Source organism: Mesorhizobium sp. B2-7-2, from assembly GCF_006440775.1.
Lineage (GTDB): Bacteria > Pseudomonadota > Alphaproteobacteria > Rhizobiales > Rhizobiaceae > Mesorhizobium.
This window is the reverse complement of sequence record NZ_VFTZ01000023.1, coordinates 36,604-52,342: the sequence shown is the minus strand read 5'-3', so window position 1 is coordinate 52,342 and position 15,739 is coordinate 36,604. Positions and strand designations below refer to the sequence as shown.

The following is a 15,739-nucleotide window of genomic DNA, read 5'->3' as shown; positions in this document are numbered from 1 at the left end:
GAAACATGTGATGATCGTCGGATTTAGAGATGAATGGCTGCGGGCCTTCTTCGTGAACGACGATCACTCCCGTAACATTCCGTCCGATCTCGAAAGCCGCTTGTTTCGCAAGCTCCAGATGATCGACGACGCTGCCGCCGACCAGGATTTGCGAGTGCCGCCCAGCAACCACTTCGAAAAGTTACGCGGAAATCTCGAAGGCTTTCATTCCATACGGGTCAACAAGCAATGGCGATTGGTTTTCCGCTGGGATGGCGGTCGGGGTGAGGCATCGGACATCTACTTGGACGACCACAGCTACAAGTGAGGTGAGACATGTTGATGACCGCACGCAAGCCCGCAACGGTTGGCGAAATCCTCGCGGAGGAGTTCATGCACCCGCTTGGCTTGACGCAAGCCGCTCTGGCCGAGGCAATGGGCGTCCCGCGCAAGCATGTGAACGAATTGTGCAACGATCGCCGCAGCATTACCGCGGCGACCGCGCTCATATTGGCGCGGGTGTTCGGCAACAGCCCGGATTTCTGGCTGAACGTCCAGCGCCGCAGCGATCTTTGGCAAGTCATGAACTCGCCTGACGAGCGGGCGCGCGTGGATCGCGCCAAGCCTTTGCCGACCGCCGCATAGAGGCCGGCGATTGACCGCCACGCCTCTAATGGAGCGCCTTCACCAGCGCGCTGACCATCGCTTGTGGACGATAACCAAGCTTGGCCGGCGTCAATCCAAGCCGCACCACCACCAACTGCTCGGACGGAATGATTGCAGCCGTCTGTCCGTCATGGCCCTCCATCCAATAGGTGTCCTTGGGCAGGCCTGCAGCGACGCCTGCGCCGGCATTTTCCTCATCGCCCGGCCCCTCGATCCAGACCTGGCCTTTGCCATACACCTTTGAGGCCGGTGCGGCCTCGCGCATCCAGTCGACGAAACCGGCAGGCAGGATCTGGTTTCCGTTCCAGGCGCCGCCCTGCAGAAGGAACTGGCCGAAGCGCGCCCAGTCATGCGCCGTGGCGTAGAGATAGGACGAGCCGACGAAGGTACCTTGCTCGTCGGTCTCGAGCACCGCGCTATGCATGCCGAGCGGCTCGAACAGCGCCGTGCGCGGCCATGCCAGCGCCTTCGCCTTGTCGCCGATCGCATCTTGCCATAGCCGCGACAGCATCACCGCCGTGCCGCTCGAATAGGAAAACACTTTTCCCACCTCGCCGGTCAGAGGTTGGGCCTCGGCGAAGCCTGCCATGTCCGGCTCGAGATAAAGCATGCGCGTCACGTCGGCGACGTCGCCATAATCTTCGTTGAACGCCAGCCCGCTCGACATCGCCATCATGTCGGCAAGGCTGATGGCGGCGCGGCCGTCGGCCTTCCACGGCTTGAACAAGCCCTTGTTATCGAGCGCCAGCTTGCCGTCCTTGACCAGCGTGCCGACGATCGCGGCATTCACCGTCTTGGTCATCGACCAGCCGAGCAGCGGCGTCTTGGCCGAAAAGCCCTCGCCATAGCGCTCCGCGACGACCCGGCCGTTCTTCACCACCACGATGGCGCGCATGCCGGTGCCGGCCATCGCGGCATCGTCGACGATCTTCGCGACCTCGGGATTCTGCGAAGCATCGACCCGCTCGCCATCGGGCCAGAGCGCGTCGGGTTGCGCCGCGGCCGGCGGCGCGGCGCGCAGCGACGTCTGCCTTGCCTTGCCGGTGTCGCCGTCGGCAACCGACGCGCAGCCGACGCCGTCGCGCTCGACCGCGACACTCTTGCCGAAAACCCAAAGCAGGCCGGCCGAAACCAGCCCCCGCTCCTTGTCGACGGAGACCTTCATCAGCTTGAGCAGCGGATGGCCTGGTGCCTGCACATCGACGGCCAAGACCTCTTTGGCGTCGCGGCCGGCGATGAAGACATTCGAGCAGACGATCTTGGCCGAGTAGCCGGAGCCGACGCGGATCAACTCCGGCGGCGCGAAATAGAGCCACGCGAAGAGCGCGACCACCGCCAGGATCACAAGCCCAACCAGCCATTTGATGAACTTCACGACAGCCCGCATCTTTCCCCGCCTTTTGGATTCGCCGGCTCGATTTATGTCATCGATTTGCCGCCATTGCTTCCGCAAAATCGCCGGCATCGTCGAGCGCCGTCAATGGATTATCAACCATGTTCGGCGATCAAATGATTCCATGTCGCCCAAAAGTGCGCAGCGGTTTTGGGACAACGATTTGGAAGACGGAATAAATCGGGACGGTCCTGTGGGGCGATCGTCCGGAGGGGGGCCTGCGAAAGCGACCACCATCAATGAAGGACCCATCAGCGGCCGGCTGATCCCGGCTCGGGGAAGATCATGCGCCGTCTTGCGGCCATCCTGATGCTTACGCTGCTGGGCGCCTGCTCGACCGTGGAGGACCTCTCACCATTGTCGCCGTCGTCGCCGGCGGTTGCCGTGCGCGCGCCCAAATTCGAGGACTCCAAGCCGCATGAGTGGGACAGCGGCGCGCCATGGACCTACGCCATCCACGGCACGGACGTCTCCAAATACCAGAGCTCGATCGACTGGCCGACGGCCAGGGCCAGCGGCATCTCCTTTGCCTTCATCAAGGCGACGGAGGGCGGCGATCGTTTCGACGACTATTTCAACGAGCACTGGGCGCGTACAAGAGCGGCCGGCGTCCCGCGCGCGGCCTATCATTTCTTCTACTTCTGCACGCCGGCCGAAACCCAGGCGCGCTGGTTCATCGCCAATGTCCCGAGAGACCCGTCGGCAATGCCGCCGGTGCTCGACATGGAATGGAACCCGAACTCGCCGACCTGCAGGCTGCGCCCCGACCCCACCACGGTGCGCAGCGAGATGACCGTCTTCCTGCAAATGGTCGAGCGCTATTATGGCAAGAAGCCGATCATCTACACCTCGCTCGACTTCTTCGACGACAACCAGCTGGCGACCTTCCGCGGCTATCCCTATTGGCTGCGCTCGGTCGCCGGCCACCCGCGCGAGAAATACGGCAGCCACCCCTTCACCTTCTGGCAGTACACCGGCACCGGTATCGTGCCCGGCATGACCGGCAAATCCGACATCAACGTCTTCAACGGCTCGGAAGCCGCCTGGAAGAAGTGGCTGCGGCAGAACACCCGTTGACATCGGCCGCCGCGCCTGCTTTTCGACACGGCGGGCGGCGAAACATGCAACCGCTGGTAATCTGGAGCGGCGTACTCGTGCGAGTGCCTGGCAAGACTCCTGAGCTTTGAAATCCTCGCATGCGCCCGTCCGATCCCGTCCGGGGTCGCGATCGGGTCATGCGCCGGTCTCGAAAGGAAAGCGATGCGATTGCGCGTTGAAATCCTGGCGGCGCTCTTCGTCGGCGCGCTTGCGCTGCCCGCGGCGGCGCAGGAATGCGGCGGCGATTTCGAGGCCTGGAAACAGGGTGTCGCGGCAGAAGCCAAGGCAGCCGGCGTCGGCGCCGTCGGGCTCGACGCGCTGGAGGACGCCGCCATCGACCAGCGGGCATTGGCGCGCGACCGCGCCCAGGGCGTCTTCACCCAGACTTTCACCGAATTCGCCAACCGCATGATTTCGGCCTACCGCCTGAAGCAGGGTGCGGCCAATCTGAAGAAATATGCCGAAACCTTCGACCGCGCCGACAAGGAGTTCGGCGTACAGCCGGCGATCATCGCGGCTTTCTGGGGGTTGGAAACCGACTTCGGCGCCGTCCAGGGCGACTTCCACACCCTCGATGCGCTGGTGACGCTTTCGCATGATTGCCGCCGTCCTCAGCTGTTTCGGCAGCAATTGGTGCCGCTGCTTACCTTGATCGACCGCGGCGTGCTGCCGGCCGACGTCAAAGGCGCCTGGGCTGGTGAGATCGGCCAAACGCAGATCCTGCCGACCGACTATCTGGCGCGAGGTGTCGACGGCGACGGAGACGGCAAGGTCGATCTGAGGAACAGCGTGCCGGACGTCATCATGACCACGGCCGACAAGATCATGTCGCGCGGCTGGAAGCGCGACCAGCCTTGGGTCCAGGAAGTGCGCGTCCCCGACGAGATGCCATGGGACCAGACCGGCCGCACCAACAAGCTGCCGCTGTCGCAATGGGCGCAATGGGGCGTCACCGAACCCAACGGCAACCCGCTCATCGACAATGGTCTCAAGGCTGGCTTGGCGCTGCCGATGGGCCGCAAGGGTCCCGCCTTCCTGACCTATGACAACTTCGACGTCTATCTGGAATGGAACCAGTCCTTCACCTACGCGCTGACGGCGGCAGTGCTTGCGACCCGCCTTGCCGGCGCGCCGCAATTCGATCCGCGCACGCCCGAGCAAGGCCTGAGCGGCGACCAGATGAAGGCGCTGCAGACCAAGCTCGAGGCCAAGGGTTACGACGTCGGCACCGTCGACGGCATCCTCGGCACCAACACGCGCGAGGCGGTCCGCAAGGAGCAGATGCGGCTTGGCCTGCCGGTCGACGGTTGGCCGACGCCCGAGCTTTTGGCGAAGCTGTAGCGCCCTTTCCCTTCTCCCCTTGTGGGAGAAGGTGGATCGGCGCGCAGCGCCGAGACGGATGAGGGGTGTTCCAGCGGGGTGAGACGTTGGCTTTCCCTGGAGCACCCCTCATCCGTCGCCTTCGGCGACACCTTCTCCCACAAGGGGAGAAGGGGGAACTCAATCCGCCATCGTCTCCAAGCTCGCAAAGCCCTGCGGTGCATCGCCCTCGTCGAACGGTGTCGTCACTTCGACGAACGTATCGGGGTAGAAGCCGTTGAAGCGTGTCCTGAGCGACAGCGAGTAGGCGCCGATATGGCCGATCTCGATCCAGTCGCCGGTGTCGACCGTTTCCGGCAGCCAGAACGGCCGGGACAGAATATCGACGGAATCGCAGGTCGCGCCGCAGACCTTGAACGGCACGATCGTGTTCTCGTTGCCGTTGCGGGTACGGATCGCGGGATCTGGAATGAAGCGCGCCGGCAGCGTGATCTTGCCCGTCCATGAATCCGACAGCGACGCCCAGATGCCGTCATTGATGTAGAGCCGCTTGCCCTTGCGCAATAGCACGCGCACGATCAGCGACAGGCACCGCGCCACGATCACGCGTCCGGGCTCGGCCACCAAGGGCATCTGGTCGAACTGATATTCTTTAAGGTCGCCGGCCAGCCGCGACATCAACTGCCCGAGCGACGGCATCTCGATGTGCCTGCGATTGGGATCATGGCCGTATTCGGCGGGAAAGCCGCCGCCGACATCGAGCCCGGCGATGTCGAAGGTCAGGCGGTTGCGCACCCAGTCCGCCGAGGCGAGAGCGCGTTCATAGGTATCCGGATCCTCGATCTGGCTGCCGACGTGGAAGCAGAGGCCGACCTTATAGCCGGTGCGGTTCAGCCGCTCGGCAAGCTCCACCGCGTTGGCGGGCCCGGCGCCGAATTTCTTCGACAGTTCGTAAGCCGCATGGCCCTTGGTCTGGATGCGCACGAAGACGGTGAGAGCGCCGGGATCGATATCGAGCGCCCGCACCACACGCGTCAGCTTCGCGATCTCGTCCTCATGGTCGAGCGAGATCACCCGGATGCCGTATTTTTCAAGCGCCAGCTTGATGTCCGACTGCGCCTTGACCGGATGCATGTAGAGCATCTCGGCGTCGGGCGAGACGGCGCGCACGGCGGCGAACTCGCCGGGCGAGGCGACGTCGAAGGCGCTGACGCCGGTTTCCACCAGCGTCTTCAGAACGATCTGCTCGCCATTGGTCTTGACCGCATAAGCGGTCTTGCCGGGAAACATGCCCATGAACTGCAAGGCGTCCGCTTTCAGCACCTGCGGGCGGAAACAGTAGACCGGGTCGTCGGGACGAAGCGCCAGTGCCGCCTCACGGGCATTTTCGAATCGCTGCATGGACGAATCCTCAGGTCTGGAGCGCGCACAATTAATCCTAGCTAGCCGCCAAAGAAAACAGTTCTGTGTCTTGGCGATCCGGAGCGGCCTGTTGCACATTTTGGCGACGCTAAACCATTGGTCATGTTTCGGGTGGCCCTTGCCTGCGGATATCGGTTCTTGGGGTATTTGACGGGCCGAGGTTGCGATCGGCCCCGGGGAGGAACAGGACATGTCGATTACGGCCGGCGCCGCGCCGACGCGCGGAGCGATGACGCTCAAGGATTGGGCGCAGCTTCTCCTGCTCGGCGCGATCTGGGGCGGTTCGTTCTTCTTTGCCCGCATCGCCGTTTCCGAGATACATCCGCTGGCGCTGGTGCTGTTCCGCGTCGCCATCGCCGCGGCGGCACTTCACCTCTATCTGGCAGCCCGCGGCCCTTCGTTCCGGCTCGCCTTCCCGCATGCCGGCCTGTTCTTCTTGCTGGCGCTCACCAACAATGTCGTGCCCTTCTCGCTGATCTTCGCCGGCCAGACGCAGCTCGGCGCCGGCGTCGCTTCGGTGCTCAACGCCACGACGCCGTTCTGGACGCTGATCCTGGCCAATGCGCTCACCACCGACGAGAAGCTGTCCTGGAACAAGTTCGCCGGCATCGCGCTCGGTGTCGCCGGCACCGCGGTGATGATCGGACCTGGCCTGCTTGCCGGGCTTGGCGGACCGGTGTGGGCCAAGTTCGCACTGATCGGCGCTTCGATCTCCTACGCCGTCGCCCTGATGATCGCGCGCCGCTTCAAGGGCGTGCCGTCGCCCGTCATCGCCACCGGACAGCTGACCGCATCGACCATCATCATGATCCCGCTCGTGCTGATTGCGTATGGCCCTGCGGGGCTTTTCTCGGTCTCGCCGCCCGTTTGGGCCGCGGTTCTGGGCCTGGCGCTGCTTTCAACCGCCTTTGCTTACATCCTCTATTTCAACCTCGTCGCTTCGGCCGGCGCCACCAATGCCTCGCTGGTCACCCTGGTCGTGCCGGTGAGCGCGGTGCTGCTCGGCTTCCTGTTCCTCGGCGAGCGCCTGGCGCTGTTCGAAATCGGCGGCATGACGCTGATCGGACTCGGCCTGGTCACCATAGACGGTCGCCTGTTGGGCCGATGGTAGCGGTGTCATGCCACGGCTCCGCCACAATTTATTCACAACGCTTGAGGCGGCTTTTGCCGAAGAGTTTCAACGGCTAACGATAAATCGGAAGTCGCAAATCCCACAATCATGTCGCATTGCAGCACGTTTTCCGCTTGCCTGTAACCCAAATGACTCTAGATTCCGGCCATAGCTCTGAAGAGGAGGCTATGGCATGGGACTGACGAGGCCGATCAACGCGTTGATGATTTGTGCCGCATTCGCATTCATCGGTGCCCTTATCATAGGTGTTCTTCCCTGACCCGCCAAAGCCGGGAAGACCAGTACCGAGATATAGTCCAAACAGTTCGAAAAGGCCGGGTTCTACCCGGCCTTTTCCGTTGCAGCCTGCCCTAGGCGGCGGCCGAACCCGCCGCCTCCGTCTCATGCGAGCGGATGCCGATCATGTGGCAGACGGCAAAGACGAGGTCGGCGCGGTTCATCGTGTAGAAATGGAAGTCGCCGACGCCGCGCTCGACAAGGTCGAGCACCTGCTCGGCGGCCACGGCGGAGGCCACGAGGGCATGCGTCTGCGGGTCGTTCTCTAGCCCCTCGAAGCGCTCGGCCAGCCAGGCCGGCACCAGCGCCCCGCAGCGCGACGAGAAATTGGCGACCTGGGTGAAATTATGCACCGGGAGGATGCCCGGCACGATCGGGATGTAGATGCCGGCGCGGCGCGCCCGCTCGACATAGCGCTCGTAAAGGTCGTTGTCGAAGAAGAACTGAGTGATCGCCCGCGTCGCGCCATTGTCGGCCTTGCGTTTCAGCATATCGATGTCGGTGGCGAAATCCGGGCTTTCCGGATGCTTTTCCGGATAGGCGGAGACCGAGATATCGAAATCGCCGGCGTTCTTCAGCGCCCCGACCAGTTCGGCGCCATTGGCATAGCCATCGGGATGCGGGTGGTAACTTGCGCCGACACCGGCCGCCGGATCGCCGCGCAACGCGACGAAACGTTTGACGCCCATATCCGCGAATTCGCGAATGACCGTGTCGACCTGATCGCGCGCGGCATCGACGCAAGTCATGTGCGCCGCAGGCGTCAGCGTCGTCTCGTTCAAGATGCGCTTGACCGTGCGCGCCGTGCGCTCGCGGGTCGAGCCGCCGGCGCCGTAGGTCACCGAGACGAATTTCGGCTTGAGCGGTTCCAGCCGGGTGACCGTGTCCCAGAGCCTCACTTCCATCTCGTCGGTCTTCGGCGGGAAGAATTCGAACGAGACCCGGACCTTGTCGCCGATGTCGGGGCGGCGGGAAAAGCGGAACTGGTTCATCAGGCTGTTTCCCCCATTGGATATGCCTTGGCAGGCAGCGGGTCATTGGATGGATCGGCGATCAGCAGTCGCTGATCGCGGCCGAGCCAGAGCTTCACCGTAAGCCTTGCCTCGTTGCCGCCACGCGGCTCGAATTCCTGGCTGTCCTCGAGATCGAGGCCGGCGTCGGCGAACCAGTCGGACATCTGCCGGTCGGAAAAGCCGAGCCGCATGTGCGCGTGCTGGTCGCGCAGGAATTCGAGGTTATGCGGCGCGAAGTCGACGACGATCAGCCGGCCTGATGGCCTGAGCAGCCGCGCCGCCTCGGCGATGGCGCGCGCGGGATCGTCGAGATAGTGCAGCACCTGGTGGATTGTGACGAGATCGAAGGCGTTGCGCTCGACCGGCGGCGAGAAGATGTCGCCCTGGCGTACCTGCGCATTGGCGATGCCGGCCTTGTCGAGATTGGCGCGCGCCACGCTCAGCATCTCGCGCGACATGTCGATGCCGACGCCGCGCCGGTAGAGCGGCGCAAAGATTTCGAGCAGCCTGCCCGTACCGGTGCCAAGATCGAGCATGGACTGGAACGGTCGCTTGCCGACGAGCTTGATGAGTGCCGCTTCCACCGCCCGGTCCGGCACATGCAGCGAGCGGATGTGATCCCAGCTCGCGGCATTCTCGGAAAAATATTCGGCCGCCCGGTCCTGCCGCTTGCGCTTCACCGCCGCCAGCCGCTCGAGATCGCGCACCACCTGCGGATCGGCCTCGCTTATGGCCGAGACCAGACGCTGGACGAAATCGCGCGAATTATCCGTATCGGTCAGCCTGAAGAAGGCCCAGGACCCTTCCTGGTAGCGGCCGATCAGCCCGGCATCGAGCAGCAGCTTCAGATGCCGCGAGACGCGCGGTTGCGACTGGCCGAGGATCTCCGTGAGATCGGAGACGGTGAGATCCCCGCGCGAAAGCAGCACCAGGATGCGCAGCCGGCTGGATTCGGCCGCCGCCTTCAATGTATCTACCATCGTGTCGAGTGAGACATGCATGCGCGAGTTTCTCGTTGAAAGATATAAAGATATGTTTATGTCGATTTTGAAACCGTGGCAAGTGCTATGTCGCTTCCGGACAAGAAAATGGCGCAGCCGTGATCCGCGCCGGCAGGCGGTTTCTCCGCGGGATGAACAGGATGTTTGAGACGCGCGAAGGTGAAATGCTTCTTGCGGCCGACCCGGCACAGTTGCGGCCGGACGGCCATGTCGTCTTCATCGGCCGCATCGTCTCACCCTGGGTCAGTCGCGAGGATTGCCCCAAGAACATGCGCGCCGCCCGGGAAACCGGGCGACCCGTGACAATCCTGATCGACGAGCCCTATCGCCCGGGGCTGCAAAACCTGGAACGCGCCAGCCACCTCGTCATCCTGTCCTGGCTCCATCACGCGCCGCGGAATCTGATTGTGCAGAAACCGCGCCATGCGGCTGAAGCGAAAGGCGTTTTCTCGCTGCGCTCCCCTGCCCGGCCGAATCCTGTCGGCCTGCATGTGGCGAAGCTCGTCGCGCTCGACATCGCGGCCGGCCGGATCGAGATCGACGCCATCGACGTGCTCGACGGCACGCCGGTCATCGACATCAAGCCCTACTACGCTTCCACGGATGCCTTCCCCGAAGCGACGATCGCCGGGCGCGACGAGAAATGAGCGCCCCAACCGGTCGCCGCCGCGCCATCGCCAAGGCGCTGACCGCGCTGCTGCCGCTCGCGCCTTATGCCGACATGGAGAAAATCCGCGCCGAAGCCGGCTCGGTGCACATGAAGAGCTTGCCGCCGACAATCGCGGTGTGGCTGGCCACCATCGCCCATGTCCGCCACGTCCACACCGATTACGAAAAGCTGCTGGCCGAAGGCTACGACCGGGATTCGGCGCGCTTCTTCGTCATCAGGCGGACCAATGAGGTGCTCACCCGTTGGCGGGCGACACGGTTGCTCGAGGAAGACGAGGAGGACGAATAGACGCCTGCGTCCTCTATGCCGCATCCCGCCAATTAATTCGGGTGCCGCCTCTGGAAAAACGGCGGCGGCGCCGTACATGGGATAAACGGAGATTCCTCCGTTTATCCCTCCGAATTCATCGCCCTCTGGGCAAGGATCACAGATCATGACTGACAAGGTTTGGTTCATCACCGGATCGTCGAAGGGCTTTGGCCGCGTCTGGGCCGAGGCCGCGCTCGCCCGCGGCGATCGCGTCGCCGCAACTGCGCGCAATGCCGGCACGCTTGCCGATCTCGTCGAGAAATATGGCGACAAGGTCGCTGCCATGAAGCTCGATGTCACCGACAAGCAAGCCGTCGACGCCGCTGTTGCCGAGGCGCACGGGCGTTTCGGCCGGCTTGACGTGGTCGTCAACAATGCCGGCTACGGCCATTTCGGCGCCATCGAGGAGGTCACCGAGCAGGAAGCGCGCGACCAGATCGAGACCAACGTCTTCGGAGCGCTTTGGGTTACCCAGGCCGCGCTGCCCGTCATGCGGGCGCAACGCTCCGGCCACATCATCCAGATCTCCTCGATCGGCGGCGTCAACGCCTTTGCCTCGCTCGGCCTTTATCACGCCTCGAAATGGGCGCTGGAAGCCTTCAGCCAGTCGCTCAGTCTGGAGGTCGCCGGCTTCGGCATCCACGTCACCCTTGTCGAGCCGGGCGGCTTTTCCACGGACTGGGCCGGACCGTCGGCGAAGGTTTCCAAGCCGTTGGATGTCTATGAGCCCGTCCGCGCGGCGATGGCCGAGCGTCGCGGCCGTTCCGTGGCCGGCGATCCGCAAGCGACCGGCCCGGCGATGCTGGCGATCGTCGATGCAGCCGAGCCGCCGCTCAGGGTCTTCTTCGGCGACGGCGGCCTGCCGATGATCCGGCAGGAATATGCCAACCGCATCGCCACCTGGGAAAAGTGGGACCATGTGTCGGTAATGGCGCAGGGCGCCAACAAGAACCGCAAAGCCTAATCAAAAACGCCGGCCACGCTGCTTCAGCGGCGTGGCCTCAGGCCTGATAAATCCACTGCTCCGGCACCCGGATGGAAATTTCCTCGCCGGCCCTGATGACGCCCGGCTTCTCGACCCAGGCGACAAGGCCGCGCAGCCGTTTCGCCTCCTTTGGGAAGAGCAGCGCCGTGGCGTCGTGGTCCACGGCGCCGACATGCTCGGCGATCGACTGTCCGGCAATGCGGCACGGCTTGTTCTGGCCGTCGACCTTGAGCGTCACGCCGCCCTTGAAGAACATCAGCGAGCCGGCCGGCAGCATCGAAAGATGCGGCACGCCCTCGACCGCAAGATTGGCGCCGATCCACTCCGGCTTGATCTCCTCGAGCCCCATGCGTTGCGCGACGATGGCGAGCTCGTCCGCCGCGACAAGCGACAATTGCCGCTCGTTGCGCATCTCGGTGCCGCGCGGATACCATGGCTCGCGCCCGCCCGAACGCCGCGTTGTTCCGCCATGGAAGTCGCCGGCGATCCCGTCGAAGCCAAGCTGCAGTTCCTCGACCGCCCTCGTCTCGAAATGGTCATGCGGAGCGGCATAGAGCGCCGCTGCCCTTGCCGTCAGCTTGCGGCCCGGCACGATCTCGACGGGCGTTTCAATCGTGGAGAACAGGTCTGGCATCGGTTTCGCCATTTGAGTCGGCCGCTTTTCGCATTTCGGCTGCCCAGGCGGCAAGAGCGATCCCGGCCAAAGCCCTGAGGTCCTCTGCCGAAGCGCCGTCACGCGCCTGGATCGACATTCCGTGCATGACTCCGGTCAGGTATTTGGCCAATCGCTCGACGGACAGATTCGCCGGCAATTCGCCGGCCTCTTGGCCCTTGCCCAGCCGCGCTGCGATCGCCGCTTCGGTCGCCTTGCGATATGTCTTGAGCTCGTCCGCGATGGCTTGCGCCTGCGGCGAGGTCGCCAGCGCACCGCTGATGAAAAGGCAGCCGCCGGGCTTGCCCGGCCGGGTGTAGGCCTCAGCCGCGCCCATCAGCAGCAAGCGGATCGCCTCCTTGACCGGTACCGGCGCGCCAAGCGCGTCGAGCGCAAACCCGACCTCCCTTTCGTGGTAGCGCGCTAGCGCCCGACGAAACAGCGTCTCCTTGTCGGTGAAGGCATTGTAGATCTGCGGCGGCGTCAGGCCCATGGCCTTGCGCAGCATGGCAAGCGAGGTCGCCTCATAGCCATGCTCCCAGAACAGATGCATGGCCGCGTCGAGCGCGGCCTCCGGGTCGAACGCCCGCGGCCTGCCGCCGCGAGACTTCTCAGAATTTTCCATAGTGATCGATACGAAACCTGTTGACTCGACTCTTTTGGATAACGTAACAATCAATACGTAACCTGACAAGCGGAACCATCCGCAGCACGAAGGAGAACCAACATGCCGATTACCGTGACCGCGCCCGAGGGCGTGCTGAGCGCAGCGGGCGAGCGCGAAATCCTGCCTCGCCTCAGCGCCGCGCTCATCGAGGCCTCCGGAGCCACCGGGAATTCATTCTTCACCGCAATCGTCGGCGGAACGGTTCATATCCTGCCGATCGATCGCATCTATGCTGGCGGCGCCAATCGTCCTGTCGTCATGGTGGAATTGAAGTTGCCGAATATCGGCCTTGCGACCAACGAGGCGCGCGAGGCCTTCATCGCCGCAGCCGCCAGGATCGTCGACGAATGTTGCGTGCCGGGCCACAAGCCCGAGAACACCTGGATTAACATCCTCAACGCTCCCGACGGGGGTTGGGGTATCGGCGGCCGGCAATATTCGGGCGAGGCGCTTGTCGCGGCGGCGATGGCCGCAGCGTGACGGCACCGGTTTGATCACGACATTCTTACCGACTTCGACCTTCTTTCGCCTGCCGCGCGGACTTAAACGCGTGGCAGACGAGAGGCTCGATCATGCAGGTTGGACACGCTGTAGCGGCGCTTTGGCTGTTCTGGGTGGTATCCTGGCTCCTTGCCGCTGCCTGGGCAGATCCAGCGCAAAAGCGCGCCGATCTCAAGTCGGAGGCGCGCTATCGGGTCCTTTGGCTCGCCGGCACCGTGTTGCTGTTCGTGCCGGCGCACGGCTATGCCGGCCGGCTGCGGCTGTGGACGCCGACGCTTGCCGAAGCGTGGATATGCGTTGCCCTGATCGCCATCGGCATCGCTTTCGCCTGGTGGGCGCGCCTGCATCTCGGCCGCCTGTGGTCGGCAAACGTCACCGCCAAGGCTGATCATCGCGTCGTCGATACCGGCCCCTACGGCCTGGTCCGCCATCCGATTTACACGGGACTGCTGCTGTCCATCCTGGCGACCATGGCGGTCAAGGGCACCCTATGGGGTGTTGCCGGCGCCGGCCTGCTGCTCGTCGGCGTCGTCGTCAAGGCGCGGCTGGAAGAGAGCTTCCTGCGCGGCGAGCTCGGCCCGGCCTATGACGACTACGCCAGGCGCGTGCCGATGCTGGTGCCCCTCGCGCCGGCTTAAAGCATCCTGAGCAGCGCGCCGCCGATCGAATAGCCGGCGCCGAAGGCGCAGATCAGCCCGAAATCGCCGGCCTTCATGTCGGCATGGTTCTCCGACAGCGCCACGATCGCGCCGGCCCCGGCGGTGTTGCCGAGCCGCTCCAGCACCATCGGCGCGCGGTCATGGTCGACGTCGTGGCCGAAGGACAATTTCAGGATCATGGCATTCATGCGCGCATTGGCCTGATGCAGCCAGAAGCGGCGGATGCCTGCCGGCGTCAGCCCGTGCTCGGCCAGGAACTCGACGATGAATTTCTGGCCGGCGACCGTGACTTCCTTGAACACCTTGTTGCCGACCTGCTTGATGAGATTGCCCCCCAGGTCGATCATGTAAGGATCGTCCTGGGCGGTGCGCGTGTAATAGCCGAGATTGGTGCGGATGTTGTTCGACATCTGCGTCCAGGTGCGCGTGTCGAGCACCTCGAAACGCCCCGGCCGCTTCTCGCCCTGCGCCAGTCCCTCGACGACCATGGCGACTGAGGCGTCGCCGAAGATGAAATGCGTCTGCCGGTCGCGGAAGTTGAGATGGCCGGTGATGATCTCCGGCGTCGACACCAGGATGCGCTTGTGCGCCCCTGCCCTCACCAGGTTGACCGCGACATGCAGCGCCGCCGCGGCGGAAGAGCAGCCAAGCCCCATATCGAAGCCGGCGCCCTTGGTTCCCAGCGCCTCCTGCATCTCTATGGCGATCGCCGGATAGGGCCGCTGATGATGCGAGGCCGAGCAGATCACCAGGTCGATGTCCGATCCATCGACCCCGGCATGGGCAAGCGCCTTCCTGGCCGAGGCGAGGCCGAACTCCGCCTCCAGCGACAGCGCGTCGTCCGGCCGCGCCGGAATGCGCGGCGACATGCGGGTCGGGTCAAGGATGCCCTCGCGCTCGATCACATGGCGGCTTCTCACGCCGGAGGCATGCACGATGAAGTCGCTATCCGACTTTTGCAAAAGCGGCTCGCCGGTGTCGGCGCGGCGCGCATTCTCGGTGTCGACCCAGCTGTTGAAGCTTGCGACCAGTTCTTCATTGGTGATGACGGGTTCAGGGATTTCGGCGCCGATGCCGCTGATGATGACGCGATGCATGTCCAATCCGTCCGAGGGGGCGGCAAGTTGTGCCGAGGCGAGGCGCTACACTTGTCGCATTTGCCCGGTTTATTCCAGCTTAATTCGACAACCACCGCTGGCATTCAGGTGGTGGATGCTCAAGCTCGCTTGGCGACGATGAAGATGCGCGGGAAGCGCAGCAGCACCTTGCCGTTCGCCGTCTTTGGGTAGGCCTTGGCGATCTTGGCGGTGTAGCTGGAGAGAAACACCTTCTTCTCGTCCGCGTCGAGCGGATCGAGGAAAGGCTTCAGGCCGGTCGCCTTGACCCATTCGACAATCGCCTCGGCATCGGCGAGCGGATGGTTGTAGATGGTGTGCCAGATGTCGAGCCGGTCGGCGAGCGGCGACAACAGATCGTAGTAGAAGGACACCGGCGGCAGCGGTCCGCGCGCCGCGCCCTCGAGCTTCGCTGAGAACGGCATCTCGGCCGCCGTATCGCGCATCAGTCTGTGCGACGGCTCGCCGAGATTGTCCGGCATCTGGACGGCCAGCGCGCCGCCCGGTGCCAGAAGCCCCATCAGTCGCTGGAACACCGCCGGATGCTCCGGCAGCCATTGGAAGACGGCGTTGGCGAAGATGACGTCGACGGCATGCTCGGGCTGCCATCCGGCGGCATCCGCCAGCTCGAAATTGACATTCGGCAGCCGCGCCCGCGCCTTCTCGATCATGTCCGGCGAGGTGTCGAAGCCGCTCACCTGAGCATCCGGCCAGCGCTCGACCAGAAGCGCAGTCGAGTTGCCCGGACCGCAGCCGATATCGACGACGCGACGCGGAAAATCGACCGGCACCTGCGCCACCAGGTCCCGCGCGGGCCGCGTGCGCTCATCCTCGAATTTGAGATATTGGGCGGCGGACCAGTCCGTCTTGGACATGTTGAA

18 protein-coding genes are annotated in these 15,739 nt (G+C 64.1%); 10 read left to right on the top strand and 8 right to left on the bottom strand.

From position 1 onward, the window contains the following. The first annotated feature begins 10 nt into the window (after positions 1-10). Together FJ425_RS25375 and FJ425_RS25370 are read left to right on the top strand one after the other, a co-directional pair. The gene (locus tag FJ425_RS25375) at positions 11-307 is read left to right on the top strand and encodes a type II toxin-antitoxin system RelE/ParE family toxin (RefSeq protein WP_140630880.1); all 297 of its coding nucleotides are present in this window, start codon (positions 11-13) and stop codon (positions 305-307) included. A gap of 8 nt (positions 308-315) precedes the next feature. After that, positions 316-624 carry a HigA family addiction module antitoxin gene (locus tag FJ425_RS25370; RefSeq protein ID WP_140630878.1) on the top strand — a complete coding sequence of 103 codons (309 nt, stop codon included), beginning with the start codon at positions 316-318 and terminating at the stop codon, positions 622-624. Positions 625-649: 25 nt separating this feature from the next. Here the strand turns inward: FJ425_RS25370 and FJ425_RS25365 are convergent, their stop codons facing one another. After that, positions 650-2,032 carry a serine hydrolase gene (locus FJ425_RS25365; RefSeq protein ID WP_140630874.1) on the bottom strand — a complete coding sequence of 461 codons (1,383 nt, stop codon included), beginning with the start codon at positions 2,030-2,032 and terminating at the stop codon, positions 650-652. 291 nt (positions 2,033-2,323) lie between these two features. Here FJ425_RS25365 and FJ425_RS25360 point away from each other — a divergent pair, with 291 nt between their 5' ends. Together FJ425_RS25360 and FJ425_RS25355 are read left to right on the top strand one after the other, a co-directional pair. Continuing rightward, positions 2,324-3,115 carry a GH25 family lysozyme gene (locus tag FJ425_RS25360; protein ID WP_140544494.1) on the top strand — a complete coding sequence of 264 codons (792 nt, stop codon included), beginning with the start codon at positions 2,324-2,326 and terminating at the stop codon, positions 3,113-3,115. A gap of 183 nt (positions 3,116-3,298) precedes the next feature. Next, a complete protein-coding gene (locus tag FJ425_RS25355) occupies positions 3,299-4,477 on the top strand; it encodes a lytic murein transglycosylase (RefSeq protein ID WP_140700607.1) in 1,179 nt (392 codons plus the stop codon). Positions 4,478-4,636: 159 nt separating this feature from the next. Here the strand turns inward: FJ425_RS25355 and FJ425_RS25345 are convergent, their stop codons facing one another. After that, positions 4,637-5,857 carry an alanine racemase gene (locus tag FJ425_RS25345; protein ID WP_140726806.1) on the bottom strand — a complete coding sequence of 407 codons (1,221 nt, stop codon included), beginning with the start codon at positions 5,855-5,857 and terminating at the stop codon, positions 4,637-4,639. A 211-nt stretch (positions 5,858-6,068) separates the two neighbouring features. On the opposite strand from FJ425_RS25345, the gene FJ425_RS25340 reads away from it, so the two are divergent. Then, on the top strand, positions 6,069-6,989 hold the full coding sequence (locus tag FJ425_RS25340; protein ID WP_140700610.1) for a DMT family transporter: 921 nt from the start codon (positions 6,069-6,071) through the stop codon (positions 6,987-6,989). 371 nt (positions 6,990-7,360) lie between these two features. On the opposite strand, the gene metF is transcribed toward FJ425_RS25340, so the two are convergent. Continuing rightward, entirely contained in the window at positions 7,361-8,278 is a 918-nt protein-coding gene (metF, locus tag FJ425_RS25335; protein ID WP_140545724.1) for a methylenetetrahydrofolate reductase [NAD(P)H], read from the bottom strand. Then, positions 8,278-9,300 carry a metalloregulator ArsR/SmtB family transcription factor gene (locus FJ425_RS25330; protein ID WP_140726803.1) on the bottom strand — a complete coding sequence of 341 codons (1,023 nt, stop codon included), beginning with the start codon at positions 9,298-9,300 and terminating at the stop codon, positions 8,278-8,280. Before FJ425_RS25330 ends, metF begins: the two co-directional genes overlap by 1 nt. Before the next feature lie 140 nt (positions 9,301-9,440). Between FJ425_RS25330 and tsaA the strand changes: the two genes are divergently transcribed. The 3 genes from tsaA (at position 9,441) to FJ425_RS25315 (ending at position 11,243) form a co-directional block, all read left to right on the top strand. Beyond that, positions 9,441-9,947, top strand: coding sequence for a tRNA (N6-threonylcarbamoyladenosine(37)-N6)-methyltransferase TrmO (gene tsaA / locus FJ425_RS25325; protein ID WP_140726847.1), 507 nt, complete (start codon positions 9,441-9,443; stop codon positions 9,945-9,947). Further along, positions 9,944-10,258 (top strand): DUF2293 domain-containing protein, encoded by a 315-nt coding sequence (locus tag FJ425_RS25320; protein WP_140545726.1) that lies wholly within the window; start codon positions 9,944-9,946, stop codon positions 10,256-10,258. The genes tsaA and FJ425_RS25320 overlap by 4 nt, the downstream gene beginning before the upstream one ends. A gap of 145 nt (positions 10,259-10,403) precedes the next feature. Then, complete coding sequence (locus FJ425_RS25315; protein ID WP_140726800.1) at positions 10,404-11,243, top strand: SDR family oxidoreductase; 840 nt, start codon at positions 10,404-10,406, stop codon at positions 11,241-11,243. 37 nt (positions 11,244-11,280) lie between these two features. Here the strand turns inward: FJ425_RS25315 and FJ425_RS25310 are convergent, their stop codons facing one another. Both FJ425_RS25310 and FJ425_RS25305 read right to left on the bottom strand, forming a co-directional pair. Then, entirely contained in the window at positions 11,281-11,898 is a 618-nt protein-coding gene (locus tag FJ425_RS25310; protein ID WP_140726796.1) for an MOSC domain-containing protein, read from the bottom strand. After that, positions 11,873-12,541, bottom strand: a complete 669-nt coding sequence (locus FJ425_RS25305) for a TetR/AcrR family transcriptional regulator (protein ID WP_140726793.1) — start codon at positions 12,539-12,541, stop codon at positions 11,873-11,875. Before FJ425_RS25305 ends, FJ425_RS25310 begins: the two co-directional genes overlap by 26 nt. A 102-nt stretch (positions 12,542-12,643) precedes the next feature. Here FJ425_RS25305 and FJ425_RS25300 point away from each other — a divergent pair, with 102 nt between their 5' ends. Both FJ425_RS25300 and FJ425_RS25295 read left to right on the top strand, forming a co-directional pair. Next, positions 12,644-13,063 carry a hypothetical protein gene (locus FJ425_RS25300; RefSeq protein WP_140630849.1) on the top strand — a complete coding sequence of 140 codons (420 nt, stop codon included), beginning with the start codon at positions 12,644-12,646 and terminating at the stop codon, positions 13,061-13,063. Between the two features lie 92 nt (positions 13,064-13,155). Beyond that, a complete protein-coding gene (locus FJ425_RS25295) occupies positions 13,156-13,722 on the top strand; it encodes an isoprenylcysteine carboxylmethyltransferase family protein (RefSeq protein ID WP_140700618.1) in 567 nt (188 codons plus the stop codon). Here the strand turns inward: FJ425_RS25295 and FJ425_RS25290 are convergent. Continuing rightward, positions 13,719-14,840 (bottom strand): beta-ketoacyl-ACP synthase III, encoded by a 1,122-nt coding sequence (locus FJ425_RS25290; protein WP_140726790.1) that lies wholly within the window; start codon positions 14,838-14,840, stop codon positions 13,719-13,721. The two genes, FJ425_RS25295 and FJ425_RS25290, sit on opposite strands and share 4 nt — an antisense overlap. 119 nt (positions 14,841-14,959) lie before the next feature. Next, positions 14,960-15,733, bottom strand: a complete 774-nt coding sequence (gene tam / locus FJ425_RS25285) for a trans-aconitate 2-methyltransferase (protein WP_140726787.1) — start codon at positions 15,731-15,733, stop codon at positions 14,960-14,962. Between the last annotated feature and the right edge of the window lie 6 nt (positions 15,734-15,739).